The sequence below is a fragment of the Alysiella filiformis genome (assembly GCF_014054525.1).
In the GTDB taxonomy this organism is placed as follows: Bacteria; Pseudomonadota; Gammaproteobacteria; order Burkholderiales; family Neisseriaceae; genus Simonsiella; species Simonsiella filiformis.
The window spans coordinates 903102-917704 of the sequence record NZ_CP059564.1; the positions used below are offsets into that span (position 1 = coordinate 903102).

Below are 14603 nucleotides of genomic sequence, written 5' to 3' on the forward strand. Positions count from 1 at the left end.
AAAGCGAAAATGAAATGATGATGAATGTTTTGAAATGGGTTGCCAAAGGTTTTTCAGGCAGCCTGAAAAAAGGGCAAGGCTGCCTGAAAGCGATATCATTGTGGTTGATATTGGGTGTGCCTTTTGCCCATGCCGCGCCACGCATTGCCACTTCCGATTGGGCAACGGCAGAAACCTTGGCGGCAATCGGTCATGCCCCCGTGAGTTTGGGCGACAAACGCGCTTACCGCGATTGGGTCAATTATCCGTCCATGCCCGCGCACACGCAGGACGCAGGTTTGCGTTTTCAGCCCAATTTGGCGCATTTGTATCGCGTCAAACCCGATTTTTTTGTGCAATCGCCATGGTTTGCGTTTTTGAAACCGCAATTTGAACGCATTGCCCCAGTGCATGAAATTCAATTTGCCAACGAACAGGGCATCACTTATCCACAAGTGCTTGCCGCCACACGGAAATTGGGACAAATTGTGGGCGATACCGCCGCCGCCGAAAAACTCATACGCCAAACCGATGAAACCCTGTTTCAGGCAGCCCAAACGCTTGCGCCCTATCGTCAGCGACCCGTGGCGGTGGTGCAATTTGTGGACGCGCGACATTTGCGCATTTATGGCAAAACATCGCTGTTTCAAGTGGTGTTGGACAAATTGTCGCTGAACAATGCGTGGACGGGCGCATCGAATCAGTGGGGTTTTGCCCCCATTGCGTTGAGCGATTTGAGCCAACTGCCACCACAAACCCTGTTGATTATCGTGCAACCGCACCCCATCAACGTGCGCCCCAATTTGGCGAAAAGTGCGTTGTGGCAACGTTTGCCATTTTCACAAACGCAACATCGCCGCGTGTTGCCGCCTTCGTGGAGCTATGGTGCATTGCCTTCTATGCAGCAATTTGCGCGATTGTTGGCAGAAAAATTGCCATCGGAAAAGGAAATGCCATGGTAAACGTGTTCAGGCAGCCAGCGTGGCGCAATATTGCCCTGTTTAGCGTGTTGGCGATGATGTTGTCGTTGTGGATTGTCGTCCTGAATCGCGGCGATGAAATGGCGAATTTCATTTTACACAATCACATTTTACCCCGAATGGGCATGGCGATTTTGGCAGGCATGGCAAGCGCATTGGCAAGCGCATTATTGCAAAACATCATGCGCAATCCTTTGGCTTCAGACGGCACTTTGGCGGTGGGGGCAGGGGCGCAAACGGCTTTATTGCTGATTACCGTGTTTGCGCCAGCTTATTTGGCGTGGGGCGGGGCAATTTGGGCATTTGTGGGGGCGATTTTGGCTTTGTTGGCGGTGTTGTATTTGGCGGCTGGGCGTGAATGGCGTCCTTTGGCGGTGGTACTGGCGGGCATGGTCATGAGTTTGTATTTGGGCGCAATCAGTGGCGCGATGACCCTGTTTTTTTCCGAAGAAACACGAGGCATCATGCTGTGGGGGAGCGGCTCATTGTTGCAAGACAGTTGGCATGACAGCCTGCAATTATTGTGGCGATTGAGCCTTGTGGCGGTGGCAAGTGCCATATTGCTCAAACCGCTCGCTGCCATGGCTTTGGGCGATGAACAGGCAGCCGCTTTGGGCATACCTGTTCAAACGGTGCGTTTGCTGGTGTTGGTGCTGGTGGCGTTTTTGATTGCCAATGTGGTCAGCATGGTGGGCATGATGGGATTTACGGGTTTGGCAGCAGCAACGTTGGCAAACCAAAGCAGCACACGCAGGCTGCCTGAAAAACTCATTGCCGCAGCCATTTATGGTGGATTGCTGTTGCTGTTTACCGACAACATTTTGGTTTTATTGAAACATTATTTTGGCTGGGATTTGCCTGCTGGTGCGGTCAGTGCCTTGTTGGGTGCGCCTTTGTTGTTGTGGTTGATGGGCAATCATGCGCCCGCCCACGTTCAGACAGCCACGAGCCAAACATTTGCACTGCCCAAAAAATCCTTATTATTGAAAACATTGCCCTTGATTTGGATAATGAGCGTGGTGGCAGCCCTCATCGTTCATCAAGATGAACAAGGTTGGTTCATCAGCAGCGATGTGTTTTTGTTGCAACTGAATCATTCGCGTGTGATTTTGGTGATGGCGTGTGGCGCGATGTTGGCAACAAGTGGCGTGGTATTGCAGCGACTCACGGGCAATGCGATGGCAAGTCCCGAATTATTGGGCATCAGTTCGGCGGTGGCGATGGGCGTTACGGTGGCGTTGATGGTGTTTGATGTGGCATTGGGGAGCGGCACATTTTATGCCATTGGTGTGGTGTCGGCGTGGTTGGCATTGCTGTTGTTGTTGGGTTTGAATCGGCACAAAGCCTTTTCGCCCGAATCCATTATGCTAACGGGTGTGGCATTGGCGGCGTTGAGTGATTCGGTGTTGCGCGTGTTGTCGGCATCGGGCGATTTGCGTGTGCAGCAATTACTGGTGTGGTTGTCGGGTTCAAGCTATGGCGCAACACCTGTGCTGGCATGGAGCATGTTGGCATTATCCATGATATTGATGGTGATGATAGGGGCATTTTCGCGCAGTTTGGCATTGCTGGGATTGGGCGGCGTGGTGGCGCAATCGGCAGGCGTGAACGTGGCACGAACGCGCGGCATCTTGCTGATTTTAACCGCCAGCTTAACAGCAGGTGCCACCTTATTGATGGGGGCGTTGAGTTTTGTTGGTTTACTTGCGCCGCATTTGGCGGTGTTGTTGGGGGCGCGTGGCGTGGCGCAACAATTAGGCGTATCGGCTTTGTTGGGCGCGAGCGTGATGGTGTTGGCAGATGCGGTGGGCAGACAACTTTTGTTTCCCTACGAATTGCCTGCTGGTTTGGTCAGCACCTTAATGGGTGGGGCGTATTTTCTGTATTTAATGCGGCGCATGAACGGGCGATGATTTTCAGGCAGCCTGAAACCGATTTTCGCTTGAATTTAAGCCACTTTATCACGATAATACCGTTTTTCTTTTTCACACCATTTGGGGATAAAACCATGAAAAAAATCGCATTAACCTTAACCACCCTGTTGGCATTGAGCGCGTGTGGTGGCACAGGTTCCACAGATTCATTGGGCAATATTGGCAGCAGCGCGGGCGCAATCGGCAAAAATTTATTCAATATGTATGTACAAAATCAATGTGTTAGCGAATTGCAAAGCCGCAACGAATGGCGTTTAATCGCCCTTGCCATGAGCCAAGAAAAACAAACCGAATGGGAAAACAAAATCTGCGGCTGCGTGAGCGAAGAAGCACCCATGCAACTGACCGCCGCCGACATGACCCAACTGATTCACCCCGATGGTCGCACCAAAGTGATTGCCGAAGTGGGCGCGAAAACCGTAACCGCTTGCTACAAAAAAATCTTCAAACAATAATTGGCGATTTCAGGCAGCCTTACACCATTCTCTACAAAAATTGAAAAATGTTGCGCTCTGTCGCCGCGTGGGGGACTGTTGTCCACCGCTAGGTGTACTTATTAAAGTAAGCCACATCAACCAAAAAACAAAGCCTACTTCCATTTCATTCAATGGCTTAATCTTTTCAGGCTGCCTGAAATATTTTTTGAAACGAAACCGTTCCGCTTTAATGTATTTGGCTTACTTTTTTAAAAAGTAAGTCGCCGAAGGCAAAACCCATTCTTTGTCGTGTACTGGAAGGCTGCCTGAAAGTCATTTTTAGGAAAAAAACATGAATTACATCAGCACACGCGGTCAAACCGAACGCAAAACATTCAGCCAAATCGTGTTAATGGGTTTGGCACCCGATGGCGGCTTAATGCTGCCTGAAAGCTATCCCCAAGTCAGCGCAACCATGTTGGCAAACTGGCGCAATTTGAGTTACAAAAATTTGGCTTTTGAAATCATCAGCTTGTTTGCGCCCGAAATCCCAGCCGAAGATTTGCACGACATCGTATCGCGCACCTACACCGAAGACGTGTTTGGCACCGCCGACATCACGCCCGTTCGCACCCTGTCGGACGGCATCAAAATTCAAGCCTTGTCTAATGGACCTACGCTGGCGTTTAAAGACATGGCGATGCAATTTTTGGGCAATTTGTTTGAATACGTTTTGGCGAAAGAAAACAAACAGTTGAATATTTTGGGCGCGACCAGTGGCGACACAGGTTCGGCAGCCGAATACGCTTTGCGCGGCAAAAAAGGCGTAAACGTGTTTATGCTTTCGCCCGAAGGCAAAATGTCCGCCTTCCAACGCGCCCAAATGTTCAGTTTGCAAGACGAAAACATCGTGAACATTGCCGTAAAAGGCATGTTTGACGATTGCCAAGATATCGTCAAAGCCGTGCAAAACGACCACGCATTCAAAGAAAAATACCACATCGGTACGGTAAACAGCATCAACTGGGGACGCATTGTCGCGCAAGTCGTTTACTATTTCGCAGGCTACTTCCGCGCCACAGCGAACAACAGCGAGCGCGTCAGCTTTTGCGTGCCGAGCGGCAATTTCGGCAACATTTGCGCGGGACACATCGCCAAACAAATGGGCTTGCCGATTGACCGCCTGATTGTCGCCACCAATGAAAATGACGTGCTTGACCAATTTTTCCAAACAGGCGAATACCGCCCACGCAGCACCGCGCAAACTTACGTTACGTCCAGCCCATCTATGGACATTTCCAAAGCGTCCAATTTTGAGCGTTTTGTGTTTGATTTGGTGGGGCGTGATAGCCAGCAAATTGTTGATTTGTGGGAAAAAGTGGGCGCAGGCACAGGTTTTGATTTGGGCAACAGACTGCCTGAAATCCGCGAAAAATACGGTTTCACATCGGGCAAATCCACCCACGCCGACCGTTTGGCAACCATCAAACAGGTGTTTGCAAGCGATAAAGCATTGCTCGACCCCCACACCGCAGATGGCGTAAAAGTGGCGCGTGAAGTGCGTTTGCCCAACGAAACCATCATTTGCTTGGAAACCGCGCTTGCCGCCAAGTTTGACGAAACGATTCGTGAAGCGGTGGGCGAGGTGGCGATTCCGCGTCCTGCCAAATTGGTGGGTTTGGAAGATTTGCCGCAGCGCGTTCAAATCGTTGAAAATGATGATGAAATTGTGAAACAAATTATCCGTGCGAAATTGGATAATTGATTTTTGGCGATAAAAAGGCTGCCTGAAAAGCAAAAATGCGTTTTCAGGCAGCTTTGCATTATCCTACAATTTTTTGATTGCCGCCCACCTGTTCCCTCTCCTGTGGGAGAGGGTTAGGGAGAGGGGAAAACTGGCGATGCTCAACGATTTTTCCCTCTCCCCAGCCCTCTCCCACAGGAGAGGGAGTAGGTTGCGGCATCTCAACGATGGTGGGCAATGTTTTATTTTTCCAATGAAACAGAGGTTGGTGCAACAAGTTGCACCCTACATCTTCTATTCCACCAAACACGCCTTTTCGTGTGCGATTAAATCGTCAAAGGTTTCGCGCTGGCGGATTAAACGTGCTTGGCTGCCTGAAACCAACACTTCTGCCGCACGGTTGCGCGTGTTGTAATTGCTTGCCATGCTTGCGGCATACGCGCCTGCGCTGTGTACGCGCAATAAATCGCCTTGTTGGGCGGCAATTTCGCGTTCTTGTGCCAAAAAATCGCCTGTTTCGCAAATCGCGCCCACAATATCGGCAACCATGCGGTTTTGGCGGCTGCCGTCCACATTGTCTATGTGGTGATAGGCTTGGTACAGGGCAGGGCGGATTAAATCGTTCATGGCAGCGTCCACAATCACAAAGTTTTTCTCTTCGCCCTGTTTGACGTATTCCACGCGGGTAATCAGGCTGCCTGCATTGCCCACCAAGCTCCGACCCGGTTCCAAAATCAACGCCAAATCGCGTCCTGCCAACAACTGTGCCACCTTGTCGGCATAGGGTTGCAAATCGGGTGGGTTGTCGTTGGGGCGATAGTTGATGCCCACGCCACCGCCCAAATCAATGTGTTGCAATTCAATGCCTTGTGCTGCCAATTTGTCAATCAGATGCAAAATGCGTTCGCACGCCGCGCTCAATGGCGACAAATCCAATAATTGCGAACCGATGTGGCAATCAATCCCCACAATTTGCAAATGCGGCAAGCTGGCGGCGTGTTGATAGGCGCGTTCCGCATCTGACATGGCAATGCCGAATTTGTTGGCTTTCAAACCTGTGGAGATGTAGGGGTGGGTTTTCGCGTCCACATCGGGGTTAATCCGCAGGGAGATGGGGGCGATTTTGCCCATTTTGCCTGCCACTTCGTTTAAGCGGTCAAGTTCGGGCAGGCTTTCTACGTTGAAACATTTGATGTTGTTTTGCAAAGCAAATTGCATTTCGGCAACCGTTTTGCCCACGCCTGAAAAGATGATTTTGTCGGCACTGCCACCTGCCGCCAACACACGCGCAATTTCGCCACCCGACACGGTGTCAAAGCCGCTACCCAGTTGGGCAAAGTGCTGGATAATGCTCAAATTGCTGTTGGCTTTAACCGCATAGCAAATCAAAGGCTGGCTGCCTGAAAATGCCGTTTCATAAGCGCGATAGGCTTGTGTGAGCGCGTCTTGGCTGTACACATAAAGTGGGGTGCCAAATTGTTCGGCTAATTGGGGGTAGGGGATTTGTTCACAGGTTTGAATCATGGTTTTGTCTCGGTTTGGGGTTGGGTGGATTGGGTTTCCAATCCCGTTTGAATGATGCCAAATTGGTTTTTATCGTTTTCTTTGGGCAGATACAAATCGCCTTTGAAACCACAGGCACTCAATATTAACACATTGATAAGCAAAAATATTTTTTTCATGATATGAAAACTTTCAGGCAGCCTGAAAAATATGGCAAAATAAGCCACTTATTTTAAAACATTTAGAGACATAAATCATGACCGAAACCGAATTTTTGCAACATTCCGATGCACTTTTCACCCACATTGAAACCGCGTTGGACGACAGCGATTTGGATTGCGAAACCGCAGGCAATGTTTTGACCATTACCGCCGATGATGGCACACAAATCATCGTCAATCGCCACACGCCCAACCAAGAATTGTGGATTGCCGCCAAAAGCGGTGGCTACCATTTTGCCCACCACAACGGCGCATGGCTGGCAACGCGCGACCAACGCGAATTTTTTGCCGTGTTAAACGAAGCCCTTACTGCCGCAGCAGGCGAAGAGATGAGTGTGCCTGTGTTTCAGGCAGCCTGAACATCATCAAAATGGGAGTAAATCAAAATGCTGACCACCATGCCTTTAATGGCTGGCAATGTGCAAGCCATTCATTTGCCAAAATCTTTGGCATTTGAACCGAATGTGCCAGTTGTCATTCACAAAGAAAACGACAAATTGATTATTGAACCTGTGCAAACTTTGGCGAATGTGCCTGAATTGTTTGCACAACTGGGCAATGAACAAGATATTCAACGTGAAACATTGGCGGAGAATGAACGCACATGGTAATCGTGCCGAAATACATGTTGGACACCAACATTTGCATTTATCTGATGAAAAACACACCGCCAAGTATTGTAAAAAAATTCAGTGAATGTTTTGTGGGCGAAGTGGTCATGAGTGCGATTACTTGGGCTGAATTGCAACGCGGTTTGAATGTGCATCAATCTGCTGCGACATTTCAAAAATTGTCTTCTTTAATCAAAATTTTACCTTTTGATGATAAGGCAGGCGAAGTGTTTGGCAAAATCATGCAAACAGGTAAACACAAAGCCAATTTTGATACGCTCATTGCCAGTCATGCGATTTCGTTGAACCTGATTTTGGTCAGCAACAATGAAAAAGATTTCACAGACTTTGATTTAACTGTGGAAAATTGGACAACAATGTAAATTTCAGGCTGCCTGAAAAGGAAAAATTATGGAAAATCAAACCGATTTGGGCATGATTGCCTATGAACAAGGCGATTTTGCCACCGCCTTTGCCGAATGGACAAAGCTGTCTGAAAACGGCAATGCCCAAGCACATCACAATTTGGCAATGCTGTATGAAAACGGTCAAGGTGTGGCAGAAAACCTTGATTTGGCAAAACAATTTTGTCAAAAAGCCGCCGAGTTGGGCTTGGCAAACGCGCAATACCATTTGGGCTATATGCTTTTGGGCAGCGACCCCAAAGCCGCATTGGATTGGTGGGAACAAGCCGCGCAACAAGGGCTTGCCGAAGCGCAACACGATTTGGCGCAACAGTATTTGCTTGGCGAAAATGTGGCGCAAGATTTGGACTTGGCAGCCGATTGGTACGAAGCCGCCGCCCAACAAAATCACACGCCCAGCCAATTCAATTTGGGCGTGTTGTATGCCAATGTGCAGCAGTATGCCAATGCACGGTATTGGTGGGAAAAAGCCGCCGCTTTAAACAGCGAAGATGCCATTGCCGCCTTGCAAAAATTGAACGAGATGAATGCGTAAAATGAATGTTCAGGCAGCCTGACAGTTCGGTATCTGTATTCGTAGGGGCAGATTTCACATCTGCCCCGCCAGCATTTGAAATGGATAAACCCAACAAGGGGCGGATATGAAATCCGCCCCTACGACAAATGGAAAATGGGCGTACTTCGCCAGTTTTCAAAACAGGAAAAAACACCATGAATTTAAAACCTTATCCCAAACCCACTTGTTGCCAACGCGCCAAAATTGCCTTTCACTATTTGTTGCCACAACTGGCAATCACGCGCTTGGCAGGCTGGTTTGCCGAAAAAGAATGGGGCAGATTCACGCATTTTGTGATTAAGTACTTCGCCAAATGCTACAAAGTGGATTGGCACGAAGCACAAAAATCCCAACCCAGCGATTTCAAAAATTTCAACGAATTTTTCACGCGCGAATTGAAAGACGGTGCGCGACCCATCGTTTCAGGCAGCCACGAAATCGCCCTGCCTGCTGACGGTCGCGTGAGCGAAGGCGGTGCCATTCACGGCAATTTGCTGTTGCAAGCCAAAGGGCATATGTTCAGTTTGGCAGACTTGCTGGCTGGCGACACCGATTTGGCACAACAGTTTGAAAATGGTGTGTTTTTAACCACTTATCTGTCGCCACGCGATTATCATCGTGTGCATATGCCCTGCGCTGGCACATTGCGGAAAATGATTTATGTATCGGGCGAACTGTTTTCCGTCAATCCCTTTTTGGCGCAACATGTTCCCAACTTGTTTGCGCGAAACGAGCGCGTGATTTGCGTGTTTGACACCGAGTTTGGCACGATGGTGCAAATTTTGGTGGGCGCAACCGTAACCGCCAGCATGAGTACCGTGTGGCACGGCGTGGTCAATCCACCGCGCAACGAAGCCATTCGCGTGTGGGACTATCCTGCCGATGGCGACCAAGCCGTGCATTTGGCAAAAGGCGCGGAAATGGGCGCGTTCCGTTTGGGTTCAACCGTTATCAATTTGTTTCAGGAAAACAAAGTGTTGCTCAACGCCAATTTACAGGCTGGTGTGCCAACCAAAATGGGCGAATTGTTGGGGACTTTGGCAGCGTAAATCTTTTCAGGCTGCCTGAAATTTTTACAAACAGCATTTGCACACTGACGTAGGGGCGGATTTCATATCCGCCCTTTTCACAACCATTTGATAAAAATGAAAAATAATGCTACATCAAAACAGGGCGGATATGAAATCCGCCCCTACGAATGCAGTTTTGCAAAGATTTTAGCCTGAATGAATTTTCAGGCTGCCTGAATATTGTTTAATGTGAATGATGATGTTCGCCGTGTGGCTCGTGTTGGTGTTCATGATGATGTGAATGCGTGTCGCCCATTTTTTTGACTTGCACTTTCACATTTTTTGATTGTCCGTTTTTGAATTTCAATTTCAGATTGAAACTTTGTCCAGCAGTAAGCGGCTGTTTCAAATCAAAAAACATGATGTGATACCCCCCAGCTTGCAAAGCCACAGTTTGACCTGCTGGCAGCACAATGCCGTCTTTCACTTGGCGCATTTTCATCACACCATTTTCGTTGATGTGGGTGTGCAATTCGGTGTATGCTGCCACTTTTTTGCTCACGCTTGCGCCAATCAAAACGTGGTCGGTGGGGTCGGTGTTGGTCAGTTGCATGAATGCGCCGCCTTGCTGAATGCCCGCCACAGTGGGACGCGCAAACGCATCGCGCACTGCCACGCCTTTTGCCAAAGCCATTTGTGCCAACAAAATGGTGGCGATGGCACATGTCCATTTTTGCATGATTTGCCCTTGTTTTATCGGAAAGGGTGTTATTGTATAACAAGCCAAACAGTCTGAAAACGTTTCAGGCAGTCTTTCACGATGCCACAAAAAATAAAATGGTGTGTGTTGGGGATTTGCGCTCTGTCGCCACACGAGCGACTTACTTTTTAAAAAAGTAAGCCAATAGCCATTTTTATTTGATTTGAGTAATTTGCATTTTCAGGCTGAAACCTTTGCAAAACTCGGTTTGTAGGGGCAGATTTCATATCTGCCCCGTTTAGGTTTGCAGAAATTTTCATTCTTATCAATAAATTGAAAAAAGGGCGGATATGAAATCCTCCCCTACGTCAGTTTAAAAGTAGGTTTTGCAAAGGTTTCAGGCTGCCTGAAATATTTTTTTGAAAAGCAACCGTTCAGCTTTAATGTATTTGGCTTACTTTTTTAAAAAGTAAGTCGCCGAAGGCAAAAACCTTTTTGTAGGCTAGTGAAAGCCGCGCCTAAAAACCAAACAAAGCCACATCGCCTTTGCCTTGGCGCACCAACTGTGTGCCATCGGTCATGTCAATAACGGTGGTGGGTTCGGTGCCGCACCAGCCGCCGTCTATGACCAAATCCACGCTGTGTTCCAAGCGGTCGCGGATTTCATAGGGGTCGGTTAAAGGTTCATCGTCTTCGGGCAACATGAGCGTGCAAGACAACATCGGTTCGCCCAATTCTTTGAGCAAAGCCAGGGCAATCGCATTATCAGGCACACGCAAGCCGATGGTTTTGCGTTTTGGGTGCAAGGTGCGATTGGGTACTTCCTTGGTGGCTTGCAAAATAAAGGTGTACGCCCCTGGGGTTGCCGCTTTCAGTTGGCGAAATTGGCTGTTGTCCACTTTGGCATAAGTGCCCAACTCGCTCAAATCGGCACACATTAAAGTAAGATGATGTTTCAAATCAATTTGGCGAATGGCTAAAATGCGTTCCATGGCATTTTTATCGCCCAAATGGCAGCCCAAGGCATAACATGAATCGGTGGGGAAAACAATCACCCCCCCTTTTTTGATGATTTCAACCGCTTGTTTAATCAAACGTTCTTGCGGATTATCGGGGTGTATGGCAAAAAATTGCGACATAAAACGTGTTCCTGTGAAATTTTGATTGAAAAAAACATTTTATCATACCATAATGACATTGTTTCTCATTGTTATAAAAGGAAAAATCATGGCAGCCAAATTCATCACATTAGACGGCATTGACGGCGCAGGCAAAACCACTCAATTAAACGTGATTCAAGAATGGTTTACCGCCCAACAACTGCCCGTGGTGTTCACGCGCGAACCAGGTAGCACCCCTTTGGGCGAACAATTACGCGAAATCGTGTTGAACCCCGCCAGCAAAATGACCCCCAAAGCCGAAACCCTGCTCATGTTTACCGCCCGTCAGCAACATTTGGACGATGTGGTTTTTCCCAATTTAAACAAGGGCATCAATGTGGTTTGCGACCGTTTTACCGATGCCACCTTTGCTTATCAAGGCGGTGGACGCGGCTTGCCATACGCCCAAATTGCCGCATTGGAACAATGGGTGCAAGGCGATTTTCAGCCCGACTTTACCCTGATTTTGGATGTGCCATTGGAAGTGGCATTGCAACGCATTGAACGCAGCCGCGAAAAAGACCGCTTTGAACAAGAACCAGCCGAATTTTACCGTGCCGTGCGCGAAACCTATTTGCAACGCGCCGCCAGCCAACCGCAGCGTTATGCGGTACTCAACAGCAATCGTGAAAAAGAAGTGGTGAGGCAGGATATTTTTAACCTATTGAATCAATTATTTGAAAGATAAACTTGGGGCAGATTAGCCCGATTTGTTCCCATACCGTGTATGGGTTTTCAGGCAGCCTTTCATTTTTCAGGCTGCCTGAACGGTTTTTTCAGCGAAAATCGTTGAATGGGTTTATGCCATTTGCATAATCAATTCGCGCAACCAATGGTGTGCCACATCGCCCTGTGTGCGTTCGTGCCACGCAAGGTGCATTGAAAAACCATCAATCGCAATCGGTGGGGATTTGAGTACCACATTGGATAAAGTTTGTGCCAATTTTTCAGGCAGCACCGCCACCAAATCCGATTCTTGTAGCAACTGAGGCAACAGCAAAATATTGTTTACCGACACCATCACCTTGCGATTTAAACCCAGCGATTGCAATGCCAAATCGGTCGCCCCACGAAATTCGCCGCCATTGTACGAGAGCATCGCAAAGGGCAAATGGCTGAATGTTTCTGCCGTCAAAGGCGTATTTGCCATAGGGTGCGTTTTGCTCATTGCACAAATATAGCGTTCATCATACAGTTTTTGCTGATACATATCAGGCGTGATATGTTGATGGCTGGTCATTGCCAAATCAATTTTATTTTGTTCAAACAATGCCTTAATATTTTGCCCCTGCACAGGCAACAAGGCAACCTGCACATTGGGTGCAAGCCGTCTTAATTTCAAAATCAAAGGCAGGGCAATAATTTGTTGAATGTAATCCATTGCCCCAATTCTTAAAGTCATCGTTAAAGTTTGTGCTTCAAATTGGGCAGGTGTGAGCATCGTCTCCACATCAGCCAGCACTTTTTTGGCAATCGCCCCAAGCTGTATCGCACGGTCGGTCGGCACAATGCCGTGCTGCACCCGCACAAAAAGCGGGTCGTCAAAACTTGCCCGCAAACGGTTTAAAATGCCACTCATCGCAGGCTGTGTTACCGACAAGCGATGAGCGGCACGGCTGACATTCTGCTCATCAAGCAGCACCACAAAGGCTTTGAGGAGATTTAAATCCAGTTTTCTCATATCAGTCATTGTGATAGACCATCTTTTATTTTGTTATTGGCTATGATATGGGGGCTGTGTTTGGATTTCAAGCGGTGTTTTTGCAAAACTCATTTTTCAGGCAGCCTGAACGCTTTTCAACACCTGCACCATTTCTATCCACGCCTCAAACACCTGTGGAATGGGCAAAAGTTTGCCTTGTTCAAAATAATATTTATGGCTTTCAAGGGCAATGGTGGCAAAAATATGGGCTTGATAGTCCCAATTTTTATCAGCCCAATTTTTATCATCTGATGTTATCCGTTTGGCGTGGGCGATAAAGGCGTTTTTTAACAGCGTGTGCATATCGTCATACAAATGATGGCGTGGGGTTTTAATTTGCCAAAGTGCCAAAATCAGCTGTCTTTTTTCCAATAAGCGGTTGCCGATGGTTTGCATAAATCGCAGTAAATTATCACTTTCAAAACGCTTTTTGAGCAGGTCTTGATATTGTGCCTTCACCTCTTTTATCAATTTGCCGACCAAGTCGCTTTTGCCCGAATAATAACGGTAAAAAGTGGTGCGGTTAATCAAGGCTTTTTCAATGATTTCTTGTACTTGCACTTTTTCAAACGGCTTTTCGTCCAATAATTCAATCAAAGCGCTTTGGATTGCCAGATGGGTTTTGATTACTCTTAAATCGTTCATCTTTTTTCAAAATAAGCATACATTTTGATAATTTTATCTGTATATCCTGTTAAATACAAGCATTTTGGTGTTTGTATGGCTTGTTTATGCCTTGTAAAATATACTCAATTTGACAAAACAAGGTTTTAACAATGATTAAAGTGCATTGTCTGGCAACAGGTTGGGTACAAATCAAAATTCATCATCAAGTGGCACGCTTTTTTGCCCGTCCTGCTCGTGTGCTTGATGTGCTGACCGATAAAAAATGGTCGCCCAAATTGCCGATTGGTTGCTGGCTGATTGAACACGATGAGGGTTTGATTTTGGTGGATACAGGCGAAAGCAGTCGAGCCAATGACAAGGGCTATCAACCGTGGTGGCATCCATTTATGCAGTTTTGCGAACGGCGTGGGGTCAAAAAACACGAAGAAGTGGGCGAAGTTTTAAAGGCAAATGGCTTTGACCCCCTGCACATTGACACGGTGGTAATGACCCATATGCACGGCGACCACGCAGGCGGTATTGCCCATTTTCCAAACAGCCGATTTGTGATGAGCCAAACCGAAAAACAGGCAATCAACGCCCCAAATGCGGTGATGAACGGCTATTTGACAATGCACTATCCTGATTGGTTTAAGCCAGACGGTATCGCCTTTAATGATGGGGCGTTTGAAAGTTTTGAACAAAGTCATAAACTCACCAAAGACGGCAAAATCCGCCTTGTGCCAACCGCAGGACATACGCTGGGGCATTTGGCGGTGGTGGTGGATATGGGCGAGTATGATATTTTGATTGGTGGCGATGCCTCTTACTCTGAACAAGATATGCTTGCTGGCAACATTGACGGTGTGTGCATTGACGGACATCTACACCAACAAAGCACCGCCAAAATGCGTCAGCTTTGCCAAAGAAAACCGACCATTACCCAATTTGCCTACGATGAAAAGAGTGAATATCGCCTGAAAAATAAGGTGTTTACGGTGGTGGGGGATTGATGAAAATGCCGTTTGGATTGAGGTTCAAGCGGTGTTTTTGTTT

Annotated in this window: 17 protein-coding genes; 11 read left to right on the forward strand and 6 right to left on the reverse strand. The window is 47.7% G+C overall.

Features of this window, described 5'->3' with window-relative positions:
* Window positions 1-14 precede the first annotated feature (14 nt).
* From H3L97_RS04420 to thrC, 4 genes are all read left to right on the forward strand, one after another.
* The gene (locus H3L97_RS04420; protein WP_097113961.1) at window positions 15-941 is read left to right on the forward strand and encodes an ABC transporter substrate-binding protein; all 927 of its coding nucleotides are present in this window, start codon (window positions 15-17) and stop codon (window positions 939-941) included.
* Window positions 935-2872, forward strand: a complete 1938-nt coding sequence (fhuB, locus tag H3L97_RS04425) for a Fe(3+)-hydroxamate ABC transporter permease FhuB (RefSeq protein WP_097113942.1) — start codon at window positions 935-937, stop codon at window positions 2870-2872. Before H3L97_RS04420 ends, fhuB begins: the two co-directional genes overlap by 7 nt.
* The gene (locus H3L97_RS04430; RefSeq protein WP_224446392.1) at window positions 2869-3348 is read left to right on the forward strand and encodes a hypothetical protein; all 480 of its coding nucleotides are present in this window, start codon (window positions 2869-2871) and stop codon (window positions 3346-3348) included. Before fhuB ends, H3L97_RS04430 begins: the two co-directional genes overlap by 4 nt.
* Before the next feature lie 313 nt (window positions 3349-3661).
* Window positions 3662-5074: a threonine synthase gene (gene thrC / locus H3L97_RS04435; RefSeq protein ID WP_097113943.1), complete on the forward strand. Its 1413-nt coding sequence runs from the start codon at window positions 3662-3664 to the stop codon at window positions 5072-5074.
* A gap of 273 nt (window positions 5075-5347) precedes the next feature.
* Here thrC and lysA read toward each other — a convergent pair whose 3' ends face one another.
* Both lysA and lptM read right to left on the reverse strand, forming a co-directional pair.
* A complete protein-coding gene (gene lysA, locus H3L97_RS04440) occupies window positions 5348-6577 on the reverse strand; it encodes a diaminopimelate decarboxylase (protein WP_097113944.1) in 1230 nt (409 codons plus the stop codon).
* On the reverse strand, window positions 6574-6735 hold the full coding sequence (gene lptM, locus H3L97_RS04445; RefSeq protein WP_143269115.1) for an LPS translocon maturation chaperone LptM: 162 nt from the start codon (window positions 6733-6735) through the stop codon (window positions 6574-6576). The genes lysA and lptM overlap by 4 nt, the downstream gene beginning before the upstream one ends.
* 74 nt (window positions 6736-6809) lie before the next feature.
* On the opposite strand from lptM, the gene cyaY reads away from it, so the two are divergent.
* The 5 genes from cyaY to asd all read left to right on the forward strand — a co-directional run bounded on the left by cyaY (window position 6810) and on the right by asd (window position 9418).
* Window positions 6810-7136: an iron donor protein CyaY gene (cyaY, locus tag H3L97_RS04450; protein WP_179655803.1), complete on the forward strand. Its 327-nt coding sequence runs from the start codon at window positions 6810-6812 to the stop codon at window positions 7134-7136.
* A 27-nt stretch (window positions 7137-7163) separates the two neighbouring features.
* Complete coding sequence (locus H3L97_RS04455; RefSeq protein WP_097113946.1) at window positions 7164-7388, forward strand: antitoxin; 225 nt, start codon at window positions 7164-7166, stop codon at window positions 7386-7388.
* Window positions 7382-7771, forward strand: coding sequence for a type II toxin-antitoxin system VapC family toxin (locus H3L97_RS04460; RefSeq protein ID WP_218839684.1), 390 nt, complete (start codon window positions 7382-7384; stop codon window positions 7769-7771). Before H3L97_RS04455 ends, H3L97_RS04460 begins: the two co-directional genes overlap by 7 nt.
* A gap of 28 nt (window positions 7772-7799) precedes the next feature.
* The gene (locus H3L97_RS04465) at window positions 7800-8348 is read left to right on the forward strand and encodes a tetratricopeptide repeat protein (RefSeq protein ID WP_224446391.1); all 549 of its coding nucleotides are present in this window, start codon (window positions 7800-7802) and stop codon (window positions 8346-8348) included.
* 176 nt (window positions 8349-8524) lie between these two features.
* Window positions 8525-9418: an archaetidylserine decarboxylase gene (gene asd, locus H3L97_RS04470; RefSeq protein WP_097113948.1), complete on the forward strand. Its 894-nt coding sequence runs from the start codon at window positions 8525-8527 to the stop codon at window positions 9416-9418.
* Between the two features lie 205 nt (window positions 9419-9623).
* Here the strand turns inward: asd and H3L97_RS04475 are convergent, their stop codons facing one another.
* Both H3L97_RS04475 and H3L97_RS04480 read right to left on the reverse strand, forming a co-directional pair.
* Window positions 9624-10118 (reverse strand): copper chaperone PCu(A)C, encoded by a 495-nt coding sequence (locus tag H3L97_RS04475; protein WP_097113949.1) that lies wholly within the window; start codon window positions 10116-10118, stop codon window positions 9624-9626.
* Window positions 10119-10597: 479 nt separating this feature from the next.
* Window positions 10598-11218, reverse strand: coding sequence for an L-threonylcarbamoyladenylate synthase (locus H3L97_RS04480; protein ID WP_097113950.1), 621 nt, complete (start codon window positions 11216-11218; stop codon window positions 10598-10600).
* Window positions 11219-11306: 88 nt separating this feature from the next.
* Between H3L97_RS04480 and tmk the strand changes: the two genes are divergently transcribed.
* Window positions 11307-11927 (forward strand): dTMP kinase, encoded by a 621-nt coding sequence (gene tmk / locus H3L97_RS04485; protein WP_179655799.1) that lies wholly within the window; start codon window positions 11307-11309, stop codon window positions 11925-11927.
* Between the two features lie 111 nt (window positions 11928-12038).
* Here the strand turns inward: tmk and H3L97_RS04490 are convergent, their stop codons facing one another.
* Window positions 12039-12929, reverse strand: a complete 891-nt coding sequence (locus H3L97_RS04490) for a LysR family transcriptional regulator (RefSeq protein WP_097113951.1) — start codon at window positions 12927-12929, stop codon at window positions 12039-12041.
* Between the two features lie 87 nt (window positions 12930-13016).
* Window positions 13017-13586 carry a TetR/AcrR family transcriptional regulator gene (locus H3L97_RS04495; protein WP_097113952.1) on the reverse strand — a complete coding sequence of 190 codons (570 nt, stop codon included), beginning with the start codon at window positions 13584-13586 and terminating at the stop codon, window positions 13017-13019.
* Window positions 13587-13717: 131 nt separating this feature from the next.
* On the opposite strand from H3L97_RS04495, the gene H3L97_RS04500 reads away from it, so the two are divergent.
* Window positions 13718-14560 carry an N-acyl homoserine lactonase family protein gene (locus tag H3L97_RS04500; protein WP_097113953.1) on the forward strand — a complete coding sequence of 281 codons (843 nt, stop codon included), beginning with the start codon at window positions 13718-13720 and terminating at the stop codon, window positions 14558-14560.
* The last annotated feature ends 43 nt before the right edge of the window (window positions 14561-14603 follow it).

Excerpts from the sequence above, each read along its gene's own strand:
- fhuB (WP_097113942.1), top strand. The coding sequence starts at position 935 with ATGGTAAACGTGTTCAGGCAGCCAGCGTGGCGCAATATTGCCCTGTTT.
- H3L97_RS04455 (WP_097113946.1), top strand. The coding sequence starts at position 7,164 with ATGCTGACCACCATGCCTTTAATGGCTGGCAATGTGCAAGCCATTCAT.
- H3L97_RS04500 (WP_097113953.1), top strand. The coding sequence starts at position 13,718 with ATGATTAAAGTGCATTGTCTGGCAACAGGTTGGGTACAAATCAAAATT.
- H3L97_RS04465 (WP_224446391.1), top strand. The coding sequence starts at position 7,800 with ATGGAAAATCAAACCGATTTGGGCATGATTGCCTATGAACAAGGCGAT.
- lysA (WP_097113944.1), bottom strand. The coding sequence starts at position 6,577 with ATGATTCAAACCTGTGAACAAATCCCCTACCCCCAATTAGCCGAACAA.
- H3L97_RS04495 (WP_097113952.1), bottom strand. The coding sequence starts at position 13,586 with ATGAACGATTTAAGAGTAATCAAAACCCATCTGGCAATCCAAAGCGCT.
- H3L97_RS04430 (WP_224446392.1), top strand. The coding sequence starts at position 2,869 with ATGATTTTCAGGCAGCCTGAAACCGATTTTCGCTTGAATTTAAGCCAC.
- thrC (WP_097113943.1), top strand. The coding sequence starts at position 3,662 with ATGAATTACATCAGCACACGCGGTCAAACCGAACGCAAAACATTCAGC.
- H3L97_RS04420 (WP_097113961.1), top strand. The coding sequence starts at position 15 with ATGATGATGAATGTTTTGAAATGGGTTGCCAAAGGTTTTTCAGGCAGC.
- H3L97_RS04475 (WP_097113949.1), bottom strand. The coding sequence starts at position 10,118 with ATGCAAAAATGGACATGTGCCATCGCCACCATTTTGTTGGCACAAATG.
- H3L97_RS04490 (WP_097113951.1), bottom strand. The coding sequence starts at position 12,929 with ATGACTGATATGAGAAAACTGGATTTAAATCTCCTCAAAGCCTTTGTG.
- lptM (WP_143269115.1), bottom strand. The coding sequence starts at position 6,735 with ATGAAAAAAATATTTTTGCTTATCAATGTGTTAATATTGAGTGCCTGT.
- H3L97_RS04480 (WP_097113950.1), bottom strand. The coding sequence starts at position 11,218 with ATGTCGCAATTTTTTGCCATACACCCCGATAATCCGCAAGAACGTTTG.
- asd (WP_097113948.1), top strand. The coding sequence starts at position 8,525 with ATGAATTTAAAACCTTATCCCAAACCCACTTGTTGCCAACGCGCCAAA.
- H3L97_RS04460 (WP_218839684.1), top strand. The coding sequence starts at position 7,382 with ATGGTAATCGTGCCGAAATACATGTTGGACACCAACATTTGCATTTAT.
- tmk (WP_179655799.1), top strand. The coding sequence starts at position 11,307 with ATGGCAGCCAAATTCATCACATTAGACGGCATTGACGGCGCAGGCAAA.